Origin of the sequence: Thalassotalea euphylliae, assembly GCF_042682785.1 — a bacterium.
Lineage (GTDB): Bacteria > Pseudomonadota > Gammaproteobacteria > Enterobacterales > Alteromonadaceae > Thalassotalea_F > Thalassotalea_F euphylliae.
Genome location: NZ_JBHUIB010000001.1, coordinates 715,021 through 729,664, shown reverse-complemented (window position 1 = coordinate 729,664; position 14,644 = coordinate 715,021). Strand labels below are relative to the sequence as shown.

13 protein-coding genes and 1 riboswitch are annotated in these 14,644 nt (G+C 43.8%); of the genes, 8 read left to right on the top strand and 5 right to left on the bottom strand.

All coding sequences use genetic code 11. From position 1 onward, the window contains the following. Positions 1-70 precede the first annotated feature (70 nt). A complete protein-coding gene (folE2, locus tag ACFSJY_RS03270; RefSeq protein ID WP_386031069.1) occupies positions 71-997 on the bottom strand; it encodes a GTP cyclohydrolase FolE2 in 927 nt (308 codons plus the stop codon). A gap of 270 nt (positions 998-1,267) precedes the next feature. Between folE2 and ACFSJY_RS03265 the strand changes: the two genes are divergently transcribed. Then, positions 1,268-1,615 carry an Hpt domain-containing protein gene (locus ACFSJY_RS03265; protein ID WP_386031067.1) on the top strand — a complete coding sequence of 116 codons (348 nt, stop codon included), beginning with the start codon at positions 1,268-1,270 and terminating at the stop codon, positions 1,613-1,615. Between the two features lie 5 nt (positions 1,616-1,620). Here the strand turns inward: ACFSJY_RS03265 and arcA are convergent, their stop codons facing one another. The 3 genes from arcA to ACFSJY_RS03250 all read right to left on the bottom strand — a co-directional run bounded on the left by arcA (position 1,621) and on the right by ACFSJY_RS03250 (position 5,223). Beyond that, complete coding sequence (gene arcA / locus ACFSJY_RS03260) at positions 1,621-2,322, bottom strand: two-component system response regulator ArcA (protein WP_386031065.1); 702 nt, start codon at positions 2,320-2,322, stop codon at positions 1,621-1,623. 166 nt (positions 2,323-2,488) lie between these two features. After that, entirely contained in the window at positions 2,489-4,105 is a 1,617-nt protein-coding gene (locus tag ACFSJY_RS03255) for a sensor histidine kinase (RefSeq protein WP_386031063.1), read from the bottom strand. An 80-nt stretch (positions 4,106-4,185) separates the two neighbouring features. Then, entirely contained in the window at positions 4,186-5,223 is a 1,038-nt protein-coding gene (locus tag ACFSJY_RS03250) for a methyltransferase (protein ID WP_386031061.1), read from the bottom strand. A 167-nt stretch (positions 5,224-5,390) separates the two neighbouring features. Continuing rightward, positions 5,391-5,564: riboswitch (Lysine riboswitch) on the top strand. A 76-nt stretch (positions 5,565-5,640) separates the two neighbouring features. On the opposite strand from ACFSJY_RS03250, the gene dapA reads away from it, so the two are divergent. The 7 genes from dapA to ACFSJY_RS03215 all read left to right on the top strand — a co-directional run bounded on the left by dapA (position 5,641) and on the right by ACFSJY_RS03215 (position 13,682). After that, on the top strand, positions 5,641-6,564 hold the full coding sequence (gene dapA / locus ACFSJY_RS03245; protein ID WP_386031059.1) for a 4-hydroxy-tetrahydrodipicolinate synthase: 924 nt from the start codon (positions 5,641-5,643) through the stop codon (positions 6,562-6,564). A 42-nt stretch (positions 6,565-6,606) separates the two neighbouring features. Further along, the gene (locus tag ACFSJY_RS03240; RefSeq protein WP_386031057.1) at positions 6,607-7,356 is read left to right on the top strand and encodes a 2,3,4,5-tetrahydropyridine-2,6-dicarboxylate N-succinyltransferase; all 750 of its coding nucleotides are present in this window, start codon (positions 6,607-6,609) and stop codon (positions 7,354-7,356) included. Beyond that, the gene (locus ACFSJY_RS03235; RefSeq protein ID WP_386031055.1) at positions 7,356-8,573 is read left to right on the top strand and encodes a PLP-dependent decarboxylase; all 1,218 of its coding nucleotides are present in this window, start codon (positions 7,356-7,358) and stop codon (positions 8,571-8,573) included. The genes ACFSJY_RS03240 and ACFSJY_RS03235 overlap by 1 nt, the downstream gene beginning before the upstream one ends. Before the next feature lie 21 nt (positions 8,574-8,594). Further along, positions 8,595-9,713 (top strand): succinylglutamate desuccinylase/aspartoacylase family protein, encoded by a 1,119-nt coding sequence (locus ACFSJY_RS03230; protein ID WP_386032212.1) that lies wholly within the window; start codon positions 8,595-8,597, stop codon positions 9,711-9,713. A gap of 198 nt (positions 9,714-9,911) precedes the next feature. Continuing rightward, positions 9,912-11,378, top strand: a complete 1,467-nt coding sequence (locus ACFSJY_RS03225; protein ID WP_386031053.1) for a M16 family metallopeptidase — start codon at positions 9,912-9,914, stop codon at positions 11,376-11,378. A gap of 2 nt (positions 11,379-11,380) precedes the next feature. Continuing rightward, positions 11,381-12,778, top strand: coding sequence for a M16 family metallopeptidase (locus tag ACFSJY_RS03220; RefSeq protein WP_386031051.1), 1,398 nt, complete (start codon positions 11,381-11,383; stop codon positions 12,776-12,778). A gap of 352 nt (positions 12,779-13,130) precedes the next feature. Next, a complete protein-coding gene (locus tag ACFSJY_RS03215; RefSeq protein ID WP_386031049.1) occupies positions 13,131-13,682 on the top strand; it encodes a hypothetical protein in 552 nt (183 codons plus the stop codon). Between the two features lie 208 nt (positions 13,683-13,890). On the opposite strand, the gene ACFSJY_RS03210 is transcribed toward ACFSJY_RS03215, so the two are convergent. Next, positions 13,891-14,322: an MAPEG family protein gene (locus ACFSJY_RS03210; RefSeq protein ID WP_386031047.1), complete on the bottom strand. Its 432-nt coding sequence runs from the start codon at positions 14,320-14,322 to the stop codon at positions 13,891-13,893. Positions 14,323-14,644: the final 322 nt, after the last annotated feature.

The following is a 14,644-nucleotide window of genomic DNA, read 5'->3' as shown; positions in this document are numbered from 1 at the left end:
GTGTTGGTTATGATACAAAAAAGCCCGCAAATGCGGGCTTTAATTCGGTAAATTATACTAGGCTTTAGTACTAGGCTGTATACCCACCTGGGATGCCTTTAGCGGTGATGCTGACAGCATCATGCGCATGTAACGATTCTAAGTGATTTACTTTCAACCAGAAGTCAGCATAACCCGCTTCGTTGTTTAACGTATGCTGAAGCTTGCGCGCTGCGTCTTCACAAAACATAAGGTTCTGACCATTCAAGCGGGCAAATTCTTGTTCGTCTTCACGTTTTACTGCAGCTTGGACAGGCGTTTTTAGTGAGCCTTCAATCGCATCAACAAGGTCAGCAATTGGGAACTCAGTCACCGATGCATCCAACATCACTTTCACTTCAGCGACTGAACGCTGGCTGTGTGGTGTCGCTACAATGCCTTCAGTGCTGCCAAGCCATTCATGCATGGTATCAATATCAACATTACCGTCTTGTCCAAACTTGTCCATAAAAGCGCGTTGGATAAGTTGGCGGGCGAGAGCTGCCGAACAAGGACATGTCGAAGAGTAGCGCACGTCAATCGCTAATTCGATGCTTAACTTGCCTTTATCTAAGCGACCCGTAATTGTTACTGGATATGCTTTCCAGCCTTGCTTGCCACTGATAAGCGATTTGCGACGTAGATGATAATCGAAGCTAAATACTACTTTCGCATTGTCACTTAGCTCTTGGTGAGAGCTGATAAAGCCATCGAGCAAACTCGAAAGCGATTGGTAATTTAACACATTACTATTTGATAACTCGTCCAACAGTAAATATAAGCGAGACATGTGAATGCCTTTTGCTTCTGGCTCCGTCAGATTTACATACGCGTCAATATGCGCAGACACCATGCGCTCAGCTTGATCTTTAGAACCCACCATAACTGGCATTTCAATATTGCTCATACCGACCCAATCCAACTTACCCTCTGTCTGAGCAGTAGTGTGGTTAGCGATATCCGGCATTGATGTTGGCATTACTTCTCCGCGAAAACGTACAAACTAGTTAAGTGCTAAGTAGCGAAAGGCTACTGCGCTACCGAAACGCTTTGCAAAAAATGGTGGCAAAGGGTCCGGTCAAAATGGGCGGCTATTCTGAACGAAAATCAAGCTAAAATCAATATATGACGCAGGCTAACGCGTAATTTGTTGTTATCTAAAAGACGTTATTTTTATAAGGTTAATTTACAAGAGCCGCGCTAATGTTTACGCTTGCTTAACGATAAAAGAACAATAGAGAGAACAAAGTTGAGTAGTGCAAATGTCATTGATAGTGAACTCATTCAAGGTTATCTAGATAACCTAGGCAAAGATGTCATCAAGCAGATGCTAGCGTTATATGAACAGCAATCTAGCGTCTATTTAGCTGAAATTGAACAAGCCTTGCAGGCTCAGTCGCAAGAACAATGGCATGAGCGATGTCACAAAATGAAGGGCGCCGCCGGCAGTGTTGGGCTTATTGCTGTCCATGCACAACTTGTAAGTATTGAGAATGTTCTTGAGAGTTGGCAAGAAAAAGTCGCCATGTTGGCGACTCTTAAAACATTAAACGCTGAGGCACTAACTGCCTTTGATGAATGGTTAGCGTCTGTCTAGCCCCGTTAATCAATATTTCCTACAAATCGATAACCTTCACCATGGATGGTGTTGATAAACTCAGGCGCGTTATCGTCTAATTCAAAATGCTTACGTAAACGACGGATAGTGACATCTACTGTTCGGTCATTTGAACGCAATTCACGGCCGGTCATTTCTTTAATCAGTTCTTGTCGTGTTACTATTTGTCCCGCGTTTTCAATTAATAAGCGTAATGCTCTATATTCGCCGCGAGGAATAGGAATCTCACTACCTTGTGGCGATGTCATTTTGCGAGAGTTGCCGTCAAGTGACCAGCCGTTAAAGCTATACATAGCATTCTCTGGTTCGGGCTTACCTTGGGTGATGCGACTCAGAATATTGCGAGCCCGTATAGTCAATTCTCTTGGGTTAAATGGCTTGGTAAGATAATCATCTGCGCCAATCTCAAGACCAAGAATTTTGTCGATGTCGCTATCGCGGCCGGTCAAAAATATCAGCCCTAAGTCACGGTTGTTTTTCAGTTCTCGTGCAAGTAAAAGCCCATTTTTACCCGGAAGGTTAATATCCATAATCACCAAGTTAATGGTATTTGCCTTAAGCATTTCATCCATGCTGTCGCCGTCAATAGCTTCTGAAACCTCATAGCCTTCTGCTTCAAACAAGTTTCGCAGATTAAAGCGTGTGACGTCTTCATCTTCGACTATTAAAATGTGAGCTTTCTGCATCGTATTTCCGTTATTTTTCTTCGTTAGGTGCACTAAGCACGTCTATTCTTTGGTTGCCCGACGTTAACCTGATGTTAATGCCAGTTATTATTCAATGTTAGCAGGGAGTAAAAAAATAACACAACCTTTCAGTTGTTTATTGTCAATCTTTACTCAATTTACAACCTTATGTCTCAACAATCGTCACTGGGAAGTTGATGTCAAAACGCACGCCATGTCCCAATTCACTGTCAAAAAGGATATTCCCGCCTAATGCTTGTGTCACTAAGTTATATACTAAGTGAAGCCCCAGACCGCTGCCACCTTCTCCACGCTTAGTGGTAATAAAGGGGTCAAAAATTTTGTTCTTAAGCGCTTGGTCAACACCCTTACCATTATCGGCGTAACTAATATGAAGTTGACCACTGAGTTGCATAATGTTGAGGTTGATGACACCCTCTTCTTGATTCTCGAAGCCGTGAATTATCGAATTGACAATCAAGTTAATCAGTATTTGATTGAGCGGACCTGGTTTGCTGACAACCGTCAGGTGAGAAGGACAATCTATTTGCAAATCTACTGGCTTTGTTTTGAGCTGTGGAGCGAGTGTTAGGATCACTTCATCGATTAACTCGCTGACTTTAAATCGGCGATCTTCTTCAGATGACTGGTCAACGGCTACCTTTTTGAAGCTAGAGATTAAGTCTGCTGCGCGATTTAAGTTGCGATAAATAATGCCAACGTTTTCTTCACCTTCGTTAAGAAACTTGCGCAGTTGGCTAGATTTCAGCGTCTTGTCTTCAAATGCTGTCTTGATCTCGCCAAGTCTATCAGACAGAAGTGTTGATGCGGTTACACCTAGGCCGATAGGTGTATTAACCTCGTGTGCTACGCCTGCGACCATATCACCGAGTGATGCCATTTTCTCACTTTCTACCAGTTGTCCTTGGAACTGGTGAAGCTTTTCAAGGGTGGACAGTAACTCCTGGTTTGATTCTTTTAGTGCCTCTGTACGCTGACTAACCTTATCTTCTAGCTCTTGGTTTAACTTTAATATTTCTTGCTCTGCACTGTCTTGCTTCTGTAAATATTTCTCGGTGCGGTGAAGCAGTATGTTGAGGTTCTTACTCAGCATGTCGAATTCTACACTGTCCATCGACTCAATGCGTTGACTGTAGTCACGCTTTTGTGAAATTGAGCGAATGCCTGTTGAAACTTGCGTGATGCCTTGGAGCACCATACTGTGCATGTGAAGCGTTAAATAGGCACCAATGGCCATAAACAGAAGGTAACCTACTGCAAGTGTCAGAAACGTTGTAAATTTAAGTTGGTCATAAGCTTCCGTGGTCATTTGGATATAGGAATATCCAACTAGCTCTTCACCACTTTTAATGGGAGAGATGTATTCAATAATTTTGTCCGAGATGACCGGCTCTTTAAATTTCTCCAGTTGGTCCATCTTTGGCGCAATCGTAGGCAACGTACCTTTGTTGTAGCTGCTGAAAAAGTCGATTTTACCGTCTTCGACATCATAAACATGCACGTAATTAAATCGCGGTATTGCTTTAAGATTGGCCAGTACTGGCTCGTATTCGTTGTAATTGTTCGCTTTGATAAAATCGACAGAGCGGGCGGCAATGATATTGGCGCGATCTTTAATATCGGCTTTAAGCTCGTTCTCTAGGTAATCAAAAACAAAATGAGAAACAGTCAAATGCGCAATAAAAAAGGCTATGGTGACAAACATTGCCATTATGGCCAGAAATTTTCGGCGAAGAGGAATAACTTTACGATCTACTGTCATCGTCATACTTTTAGTAACGCATTGCTTATTCAATCATTATTGAATCTGAAACAATGTTCAACATTTACTGTGAAATTCTTTTATTTAGTCGCGAAATATACGGTAAAACCGTTTTCAGTGAACTTCGTCGTCAATCGGCCAAACTGCTGTTCGATGATAGGTTGATACTTTAAAAAACTGTTAGCGACAACCGTTAAACTTCCACGGTTAGCCAAATATCTTTTACATTCAGCAAGAAACGTCTCAGTGGCTGCATAATGTGTTTTTAGCCCCTGATGAAAAGGCGGGTTAGAGATGATATGGTCAAAGGTATTGTTGACTTCCGCCAAACCGTCGGATGCCAACACATGACCGCTAAGCCCGTTAATTTCTAGTGTTTTTTGGGACGAAGCTACCGCCAATGCACTGATGTCTAAAGCGGTAATGTCAATATTTTCAAACTTAGTGGCTAACACGGCGCTAATCACACCTGCGCCGCAGCCGAAATCTAGCACGCTACCTTGATAGTCTGCTGGCAAGTTTTCAAGCAATACCTTAGTGCCTTTATCCAAACCTTGCTGGCTAAAAACGCCAGGCAATGCCGCCACTGTGATTTCAATGCCTGCGATATTCAAGGGGTAATAGTGAAACCAGTCGTCAATATTCATTGGTGTTTGCTCAGCGGTATACATGCCCGCAAACAATATGCAGTGACGAGCCGAATCAAGTTTGTGGCAATTTGCCACATAGTCTTTGGCAAGCTTGGCAACCGATTTGACGCCACCCTTATTATCGCCAACAAATAACACCCGAGCTTCTGGGGTGAGATAATTAGCTAACATTGCCAGTGTAAAGCCGAGCTCAGCCTTGCTTTTTGGAAAGGCAATGACAACGAGGTCGAAAGAACGCTCTACCTGCAAGTAAGCGCCAAAGCTATGGCTAACCTTTGGATGTGAAATCCTAGCAAGCTCATTGGCTGCGAGTTTGTTATTGGTGAAGTAGTGCAAGGCTGCCTGAGGGTGTTCTTCAAGCCATTCTTTGTATAAACCGTCAACGGGCATGTTTACCAATAAAGCATTGGAGCACGCCAGTTCATCGGAGTTACGAAGTAGGACTTGGCTGAGGTTAGACAGCGACATTAAACACCTGCATATTTTAGATACGGAATGACGGCGCTAGTTTACGTGATCTTGCCGTTGATACCAAACAAGCAAAATACGCTGTGTTGACTTTAGAGTAAATGTTCGATTAAATAAGCGCGTCCTTATTCCAACGTAATTGATTTTCTTCAGTTACGTGAACGAAAAGGGCCAGAAGAGGAGCGTTAACCAGGTAGTTAATGGGAGGAGATCAAACTCCAACGAACATTAATGAGGGGGATTAACGCCGAGGCAAATACGTTTTTTGATGAATGTAGTTGTCGGTTGACCAGGCTGAATCCTGGCAATTGTCACCCATTAGGTGGAGAGCTTCTGGCCTTTGTGCATACCAGAAGCTTGCTTCATCGGTGTGTGCAATCGCCTATAAGTTCTCCGAACGAAGTGAGTTCGAGAGACATGAATCTAGATACTTCATACAACTTAGCTGAATTTCCGTTGTGGACGGCGTTAGTTACCCCGTTTACAGACGGTGGCTCTGTTGATTTTGCAAGCTTGAGTCGCATTGCTAGGCAGCAAGCAGCAGCAGGTAATGCACTACTCGTGCTTGGCAGCACAGGGGAGGCGTTATCGCTTACTGCAGAACAGCAATTCGCCGTCGTTAACTACATATGTGAGCTACACCTTGATGTACCGATAATGGTCGGTGTTGGTGGTAATCAGCTCAATCAACAATTAGCGTGGATTGAAAAGTGTAATGCCCTGGCGGTTGATGCTTTTCTACTTGGCGCCCCCTTATACGCAAAGCCCGGACCTGAAGGCCAGCACCTTTGGTTCAGCGCATTACTGGATGCGGCTGATAAGCCATGCATGCTTTACAACGTGCCTTCACGAAGCGGTGTAAGCCTGTCTGAAAAAACATTAGCTGCACTGCAAACCCATCCTAACTTTTGGGCGTTGAAAGAAGCCAGTGGCGATATCAATCAATTTGTTGCCTATCGACAAGCTTGTCCAAACATCGCGCTTTATAGCGGTGAAGATGCGCTACTGCCTTATTTGGCGACAGCAGGTGCGCAAGGTCTGGTATCTGTGGCGGCTAATGCCTGGCCAGAAGCTACTTTGCTTTATGCTCGACAATGCCTGTCGTCGCAATCTGAGCTGACCTTCCCTACGTGGCATCAAGCAGTTGAGGCACTTTTTAGTGTCGCAAATCCAGTACCTGTCAAGGTATTGATGCATGAAAATGGTGATATTGACTCGCCACAACTGCAGCCACCTCTAACGCACTTAGAGCTCGGTTCTAAGCAAGCACTTCTGAAGGCGCACGACGCTATCACTGATTGGTATCAGCTACACGCAGAACAACCGAAGCAACGCGCTTAGGCGCGTACCGTATTTATCGATAGATTTTAGGAAAGATTACACATGAACTGGCAAGAAACACTAGCACAAATGGAGCGCGGCGAAGTACGTGCAGCAACACAGGACGAACAAGGCAACTGGCACGCGAACGTTGAAGCAAAGCAAGCTATTTTGGCAGCCTTTGGTGCGGGCGAAAATCAAGAGTTTGACGGCATTTATCAGGGCTTTGTTGATAAGCATAACCTGCCCGCTCGCGCATTTACGCGCGATGATGCAGTGCGCCTAGTGCCGGGCGGTTCTTCTGTACGTACTGGTGCTTATGTCGCTCCAGGCGTGATTATTATGCCGCCTGCGTATATTAATGTTGGCGCTTACGTTGGCAAAGGTACGATGGTCGATAGCCACGCTTTGGTTGGCTCGTGTGCTCAAATTGGTGAAAACGTACATTTGTCAGCAGCCGTGCAAATCGGTGGCGTATTAGAGCCTATTGGTGCAAGCCCCGTCATCATTGAAGACGACGCCTTCTTGGGCGCCGGCGTGGTGGTCGTTGAGGGTATCGTTATCAAGAAAGGGGCTGTCTTAGCGCCGGGCGTATCACTGTCAGCCTCTGTACCGATATTTGATTTGGTGAATAACCGTCGACTTGAAAAAGGTGAGCCTATTCCTGAACGTGCAGTCGTAATTCCTGGCACTCGCCCAGTCGACAATGAATGGGCGCGTGAACAGGGCCTTAATATGGCGTGCGCTCTTATTGTTAAATACCGTGATGAGCAAAGTGATGCGTCGTTAGAACTTGAGTCGGTATTAAGATAATGGCGTTCCCTGTCCCTTCTGATGCAGTGCTTAGTGCACTGCGCGAACATCGTCCGGCAAATACCGCTGAGCAAGGCTATTTTGTTTATGACTTAGATAAACTTAAGCAGCATTTGGCAATGTTGCAACAGCAAGATGTCGTCAAACTTTGGTATGCCGTTAAAGCTAACCCTTTATCAAAAATCGTTGAAACCGTTGCCAACAGCGGCATTAACTTTGACGTGGCAAGCCGCGGTGAACTCTCGCAAGTTATCGCACAGGGTGTCGATGCGGGCAGGGTATTAAATACAGGTCCAGCGAAGTCAAAACGTCAGTTGGCAGAGTTTTTAGTGCAAGGGGTAAATACCTTTGTGGTGGAAAGCGTAAACCAACTCACTTGGCTAGAAGAGGCTGCCGCTGAACAAGACAAAAAACCTGATGTGTTGTTGCGTGTGCAGCTTCGTTTCGACGAAGGCGACAGCAACCCTTTGGGTGGAAATAGCCTAACGCCGTTCGGTTTAGGTGTTGATGAATGGTGCGGAATTTGTGCACAACGTTATCAGCATGTAAACCTGTGTGGATTACATATTTTCCAATGGGGCAATATGCTCAATAACGCCAAAATGTATGAGCTTTGGTCGCATATGGTTAGACCGCTTAAGCAATTGGCGACAGATATAGGCTTCGAACTCAAGGTATTAGATTTGGGTGGTGGTTTTGGTGTCGATTATTTAGGTTCGGGGCAAACCATTGATTGGCAAACCGCAATGACAGATTTGGCGAAAGTGAAAGCAGAAGCTGGCGTTCATGAGCTATGGTTAGAGCTTGGACGTTATGCGGTAGCTGATTGTGGCTACTACATTACCTCTGTAGTTGATCGCAAAACCAACTTTGGTGAACAGCAATTGGTGTTGGCAGCTGGTATAAATCATCTATTGCGACCTGCAATCACCGAACAACCTTTTCCTGTTGCATTGCTTCGTGCATCAACTGAAGCAAAACAAGCATTTTATTTGCACGGGCCTTTATGCACCAGTATGGATTGCTTAGGACATCTTGAATTGCCGAACGATGTGAACGTAGGTGACCAACTCGTATTTGGCTTTGTTGGCGCCTACGGTTTTACGGAAAGTATGCCAATGTTCCTATGCCACGAAATAGCCGCTGAATACGTGCTAGATAACCATGAACTCCAATTAGTTAGACAAGCAGAATCTGCTGCTTGGTATTTACGTTAGTGTAGGGTGAACACCATGAATATGGCAGACTATCAATTAACCAAAGAAGTGATGCATGTCGGTGAAATGGCAAGTGGTGCAGAGCTCACTGTGCCTGTCTATCGCTTCAAAGGCCAAACGGATGCACCGAGTGTTTACATTCAAGCAAATATGCACGGTGCAGAAGTACAAGGCAATGCCGTTATCTATCAACTACTAGAGCAGCTGCGCAATTTAAAAATACTGGGTGACATTACCCTTGTTCCGTATGCCAATCCGGTGGGCTGTAACCATAAAAATGGTGAGTACACGCTTGGCCGCTTTGACCCTATCACTGGGGTTAATTGGAATCGGATGTATCACTTTAATGAAGCCTTGATTCAGCCTATTGTTGAGCAGTATTTAGATAGCACCGAGCAGGAAATTGAAGCAGCATTTAAGCAAGCGTTACTGGATGACATCATCGACCAGCTTGACCACAATATTTATGGTTTAACAACAGGCCAACGCATAGCCTATCAACTACAAAAGCTCGCGCATCAAGCCGACTTTGTGTTGGACCTACATACAGGCCCGATATCCAGCAAACATTTGTATTGCCCTGAGTACGCCAAAGCCAGTGCGAGTTTTTTCAATATCGAACATACTATTTTGATCCCTAATGATTTTGCTGGCGCTTTAGATGAAGCGACCTTTTGTCCTTGGTGGTCATTGACAGAAGCATTTGCGAAAAAAGGCAGAACACTGAACGTAAATAAAGAAAGTTTTACCGTTGAGCTAGGATCACAAGAGCAAATAGATTTGGATGTGGCCTTAGATGACGCCAAAAGCATTCTGACTTACTTGCAATACAAAGGCGTGATTGCTGGAAGTGAATTTGTACCGGAAACGATGACGCGCTATGCCTGTTATTTGGAACACTACAAAGCGTTTTATTCCCCAATGGGCGGCATGGTCGATTACTTAGCTGAATTCGGAAAGCCACTTGCAGCTGGCGAGCCGTTAGTGCGAATTCTGCGCATGGATAATTATGGCGACGGTGATGCATTGCACTACATATCTCTCGATAAAGAAGTGATTCCTATTTTGCATTTTGCGTCTGCAAGCGTGAACCAAGGGACAGAGCTTTACAAAGTGTTTAGCGAGTTTTTTGAGTTATAGCTAGGGTAGGCATTTCCGCAATGGGCGCTCTTTGAGCGCCTTGTTACCTAATGATGATTGACCTGTCTTGTTTACTATCCACCATTCACTCTCCATCCTTACCCCTTCAACATAACCTTTTACACCACAAAAGTTGACCTATCTGCATTATAAATACATGCTAGTTGGGTGAAACTACAACAACAAAAGGGAAGAATAATGAGGAAGTTATCGTTTCTCGCCGCTAGCGTGATGTCATTCATGTTAGTGGGTTGCGGGCAACCCAGTGCCCCTAATGCCGATACTGCTAGCCAGCAGAAAACTACCGCCCTAGAAGAGCAAATTGAAGCCGCTAGTTCTGCCGTCAATTACAACGTCCCCATCGAATATTTTACTTTGGACAATGGTTTAAAAGTGGTGCTGTCGCCAGATGATACCGCGCCAACTGTAACCGTTGCCGTGTACTACAATATAGGCTTTCGAAACGAACCGAAAGACCGCACAGGCTTTGCGCATCTGTTCGAGCATATGATGTTTCAAGGTTCAGAAAACCTTGGCAAGATGGAGTTTGTGAAGTTAGTTAACGCCAACGGTGGCGTGTTAAATGGCTCTACGCGATTCGACTTCACAAACTATTTTGAAATCGTACCAGCACACAAACTTGAAACGTTTTTATGGGCTGAAGCTGACCGTATGAAAGGGTTAGCCATTACTCAAGAAAACCTGACCAACCAACAAGGTGTGGTGAAAAACGAAGTCAAAGTGAATGTGCTTAACCAGCCATATGGCGGTTTTCCTTGGTTAGATATGCCGCAATATGCGTTCAGCAATTGGTATAACGCCCATAACTTTTATGGCGACCTAAAAGACCTTGATGCTGCAAACTTAGAAGACGTAGATGCTTTCTTTAAAATGTACTACGCACCAAATAACGCCGCGTTAGTTGTCGTGGGTGACATTAATGTGGTGGAAGCGAAAGCCATGGTCGAAAAGTACTTTGGTGCTATAGCGTCTGCTGAAATATCACCACAACCAGACCTTACTGAGCTGCGACAAGAAAAAGAACAAGTCTTTAATAAATTCGATAAATTGGCACCTAAACCGGCCTTTGCCTTTGCTTATAAAATGCCTGAGCGAGATACCCCAGAGTATTATGCCATGGGCATTATTGACCAAATTTTAGTGCAGGGTGAGGACAGCCTGCTGTATCAGGAGTTGGTCAAAAATAAACAAATCACAGGCAGTGTAGGTGGCGGTATCAACTACTTGCTGGGCAATATGTTTAATTACAATGGCCCTATGCTGTGGATGAGTTCTTTCACGCATGATGAAAATATCAGTCAAGCAGATATCACGTCAGCAATTGATAATGTGGTGAGTAAATTCACCGAAGAAGCGTTATCGCGTGAAGAGATGGACAGAGCTATTGTAAAAATTCGATCAAGTTTATTTGATGCCATTGATCAATTTTATGGGTTTGGACGCGCTGACTTGTTAGCCAGCTTTGCTTTGTTCGACAACGACCCTTACAAAATTAATCAGTTAGAGGCGAACTTCAAGAAAGTGACGCCTGAGCTCATCATGAAAACGGCAAAAGAATACTTACGCCCAACTAACCGCACTATTTTGACAGTGACACCGGGTGAAGACCCTGCTGCAGTGCCTGCTGAGCAACAAGGAGAGTAGTTATGAAACTCAGTAATTTAATGATCGCTGCTGTCTTTGGTGTCAGCGCAAGTTTGGCGTTTTCTTCACAGGTGTTTGCTAAAGAAAAGCCACCTGTTGGCGCAGAGCCAAGCGCATTTACGGTGCCAGAAACACAAAGTACAAGCTTACCCAATGGCCTAAAGGTCACCTTTATACCGTACGGTTCAACACCGAAAGTTACGGTTCGGTTGGTCACCAATACCGGTAATGTCGATGATAACGGCAAGGTATGGCTGTCAGATATTAGCTACGAAATGTTGCGCCAAGGCACAGAAACGCAAACAGCGAAGCAGTTGGCTGAATCTGTAGCGAGCATGGGCGGCTCAATTGATACGTCAGTTGGTATGGATTCAAGCTGGGTAGGCATGGACGTGCTCAGTGAATTTGCCGATGAAGCGGTAGCAGTAGTTGCTGATATGGCGTTGCATGCAAAACTGGCAGAACAAGACTTGTCGCGTATTAAAACGGATCGTCAACGTCAGCTAAAAGTTAACCTGTCACGCCCCGGACCTCTTGCTAACCAAGCATTTTACAAAGAAATTTATGGCAATCACCCCTACGGGCAACTGTATCCAACGGATGAGTCTTTAGCGGCATTAACCACTGAAGATATTAGCCAGTTCGTTGCAACCAATATTGTACCTAATCGCACACACCTTTATGTTTCAGGGGTATTTGACCAAGCAAAAGTCACCGCTGCGGTGCATCAAGCATTTGGTACGTGGAAGATTGGTGAAAAACGCGCTACCAAGGCGGTAGTTGCTGAAGCAGGCCCTAAAATTGTTATGATTGACCGCGCCGATGCACCGCAATCAACACTGCGTTTAGGACTGGCATCATTTGGGCCTGAACACGAAGACTACCTCGAAATGACCATGATGAATACATTACTTGGTGGTGCATTCTCTAGCCGTATCACCGCAAATATTCGTGAAGACAAGGGGTACACTTACTCGCCGCGCTCTAGTGTGGTTAATCGTGTTAATACCGGTCTCTGGTATCAAGCTGCCGATGTGACGGCTGAGCATACCGGCAATTCGTTAAAAGAAATTTTTAAAGAAATTAATTTGTTAGCTAATGAAGCGCCAAGCAAAGAAGAACTGGATGGTATTAAAAATTATATGGCGGGCATTTTCGTGCTGAGAAATTCATCACGTAGTGCCATTATCAATCAGCTTGCTTTCCTTGAACTTCATGGTTTGTCTGACCAATACCTGAAGCAATATATCGCCAAAGTGTATGATGCAACGCCAGAAGAAATCTCAGCCATGGTGAAGAAGTATTTGAACCCAGCCAAGATGACGTTAGTCGTTGTCGGTGATAAAGCGACTGTTGAACCACAACTGAAAGCGCTTGATGAGTTGAAGATGTATTGGTAAAAGCGCTACGTTTCTTATTTATTAAAGGGCGTTAGTCGCCCTTTTTATTTTTAAGAGATGTAAGTAACCCAAGTAAATGCGTTGTTTTGATGTGTTTGGGTAATTTAATTGGACTCTGACCCCTTTTATTTATTTCTGGTCTAGCCAGTGGAGCTGTTTCTTATGGTGCTAACACTATGTTAGGTAAATATTCACAAAATTTACCTACAGTACTTCTTAATAAAGCAACTTTGAGGCCAATTGCCGCTAGTTCTGCAGGAGCCTTAACTAGTGCTCAATCAAATACGTTTTTTTCTGATTGGTTTAAAGGAGAGTAAGTATAAGTACTGATTTACTTATACAGAAATAAAACATGAAAAATAAGTATACATTACTTGAAGTAAACTATGTAAAAGCCCTAAAAGATATGGTGGTAGTTATTATTATCACTTTATTTTTTTTCGTATTTAGTGTGTTAAATGATAGGCAATATGAGCTTCAATTGCTATCTGGAGGGCTGCTATTTTTGGCACTTATAACGCCAATGGTACAAACTTTTCGCAATAAAGTTGTGATTGTTACAACGTCGGAAAATGGGCTAATAGTGAAGGAAAAAGCAAGCTACAAGTGGGAGGAAATATCTTCAGTTAATTCATTAGAAATGAGACTGCAAATTTTGGCTGCTCCTACCCCGGGTTATGTATTGCATTTTTATGACGGGAACGAAGTAATTATTGATCAAAGACTTAATGGTTATACAAATTTATATCACGAACTGTATCAGCATAAAATTGAAGGTTCTGAAAAGCCACTTTATTTATACGAGACAAATATGGCCGGCTCAAGTAAGTCTATGAGTAGAAAATACCATAGTGTTTACTATCCTGAGAATGACCAAATAGTTCGAGAGTCAGGCATAGCATGAATCGCATAAAAGGGGTCAGAGCCAAATTAAATGGTCTATGCTCGGTTTATAGTGCGTTTTTTATGAGTGGACTTGTCACTAAAAGGACTTTTTATGGCAATGAAGCATTAGTTGGCTGTCTGGGGGGGAAGACTGATTCTATGCACTTATTATGTCCTTTTTAAACTAAGCGTCCTTGAAGTAAGAACGCTATGCTTTCAAAACTTAATCACTTACTACCAAGCATCTGTCCAAACACACTGCCAATAAACGTAAACAATGCCAAACACGACAGCACGTAGAAGATAAACCGTGGCATCACCTTTCCATTCATGCAATGTGCAATGGAGTGAAGAATGCGCAAAAACAAAAAAGCCCATGCAGATAGGTTGCTCACCACGCTGTGGTCATGAATAGATGCGGCAACAAATACGGTGACATAAAACAGTACCGGCATTTCAAACAAATTCTTTAAGTTGTTCGAGGCAGCGTTGACGTGGTCAGGTAACAGCTCTGCGACTTTCTCAGGTAAATGTAATCTATCAGCGGCAATTCTGTGCTTGGTAACGTAGCTCAAGCGCTTAGTGTACATAAATATCCACACTAGGCAGGTGAGTAACACCATACCGAATAGCGGCAGAAATAAAGGGTGGTAGCCCATGGTAGGTCCTTCTTTTTGGTATAAAAAATTGTCATTAGACTAACCAATTTTGTTTAAGGAGGTAAAGGCTTGTCATTGAAGTGTAATCCTCGGTGTTATATTATCACCTCGCTATGAACGGGTACTTCTTAACCAATAATAAAAAATTACGCTTATACAGCATGCTAGCGCTAGTAGCATGGCTGTTTTTGTCGTTTTCGCATAGCGCCCACAGTGAAATATTATCGCAGCATGATACAGGAATAGAATGCCACCTTTGTCATAATGCAATTGACGCTGGAAGCGACATTAACGTTGTTCCGGCCGATGGAAATCATTTAAA

Excerpts from the sequence above, each read along its gene's own strand:
- ACFSJY_RS03215 (WP_386031049.1), top strand. The coding sequence starts at position 13,131 with ATGAAAAATAAGTATACATTACTTGAAGTAAACTATGTAAAAGCCCTA.
- ACFSJY_RS03235 (WP_386031055.1), top strand. The coding sequence starts at position 7,356 with ATGGCGTTCCCTGTCCCTTCTGATGCAGTGCTTAGTGCACTGCGCGAA.
- dapA (WP_386031059.1), top strand. The coding sequence starts at position 5,641 with ATGAATCTAGATACTTCATACAACTTAGCTGAATTTCCGTTGTGGACG.
- ACFSJY_RS03255 (WP_386031063.1), bottom strand. The coding sequence starts at position 4,105 with ATGACAGTAGATCGTAAAGTTATTCCTCTTCGCCGAAAATTTCTGGCC.
- ACFSJY_RS03210 (WP_386031047.1), bottom strand. The coding sequence starts at position 14,322 with ATGGGCTACCACCCTTTATTTCTGCCGCTATTCGGTATGGTGTTACTC.
- arcA (WP_386031065.1), bottom strand. The coding sequence starts at position 2,322 with ATGCAGAAAGCTCACATTTTAATAGTCGAAGATGAAGACGTCACACGC.
- ACFSJY_RS03230 (WP_386032212.1), top strand. The coding sequence starts at position 8,595 with ATGGCAGACTATCAATTAACCAAAGAAGTGATGCATGTCGGTGAAATG.
- ACFSJY_RS03250 (WP_386031061.1), bottom strand. The coding sequence starts at position 5,223 with ATGTCGCTGTCTAACCTCAGCCAAGTCCTACTTCGTAACTCCGATGAA.
- ACFSJY_RS03225 (WP_386031053.1), top strand. The coding sequence starts at position 9,912 with ATGAGGAAGTTATCGTTTCTCGCCGCTAGCGTGATGTCATTCATGTTA.
- folE2 (WP_386031069.1), bottom strand. The coding sequence starts at position 997 with ATGCCAACATCAATGCCGGATATCGCTAACCACACTACTGCTCAGACA.
- ACFSJY_RS03240 (WP_386031057.1), top strand. The coding sequence starts at position 6,607 with ATGAACTGGCAAGAAACACTAGCACAAATGGAGCGCGGCGAAGTACGT.
- ACFSJY_RS03220 (WP_386031051.1), top strand. The coding sequence starts at position 11,381 with ATGAAACTCAGTAATTTAATGATCGCTGCTGTCTTTGGTGTCAGCGCA.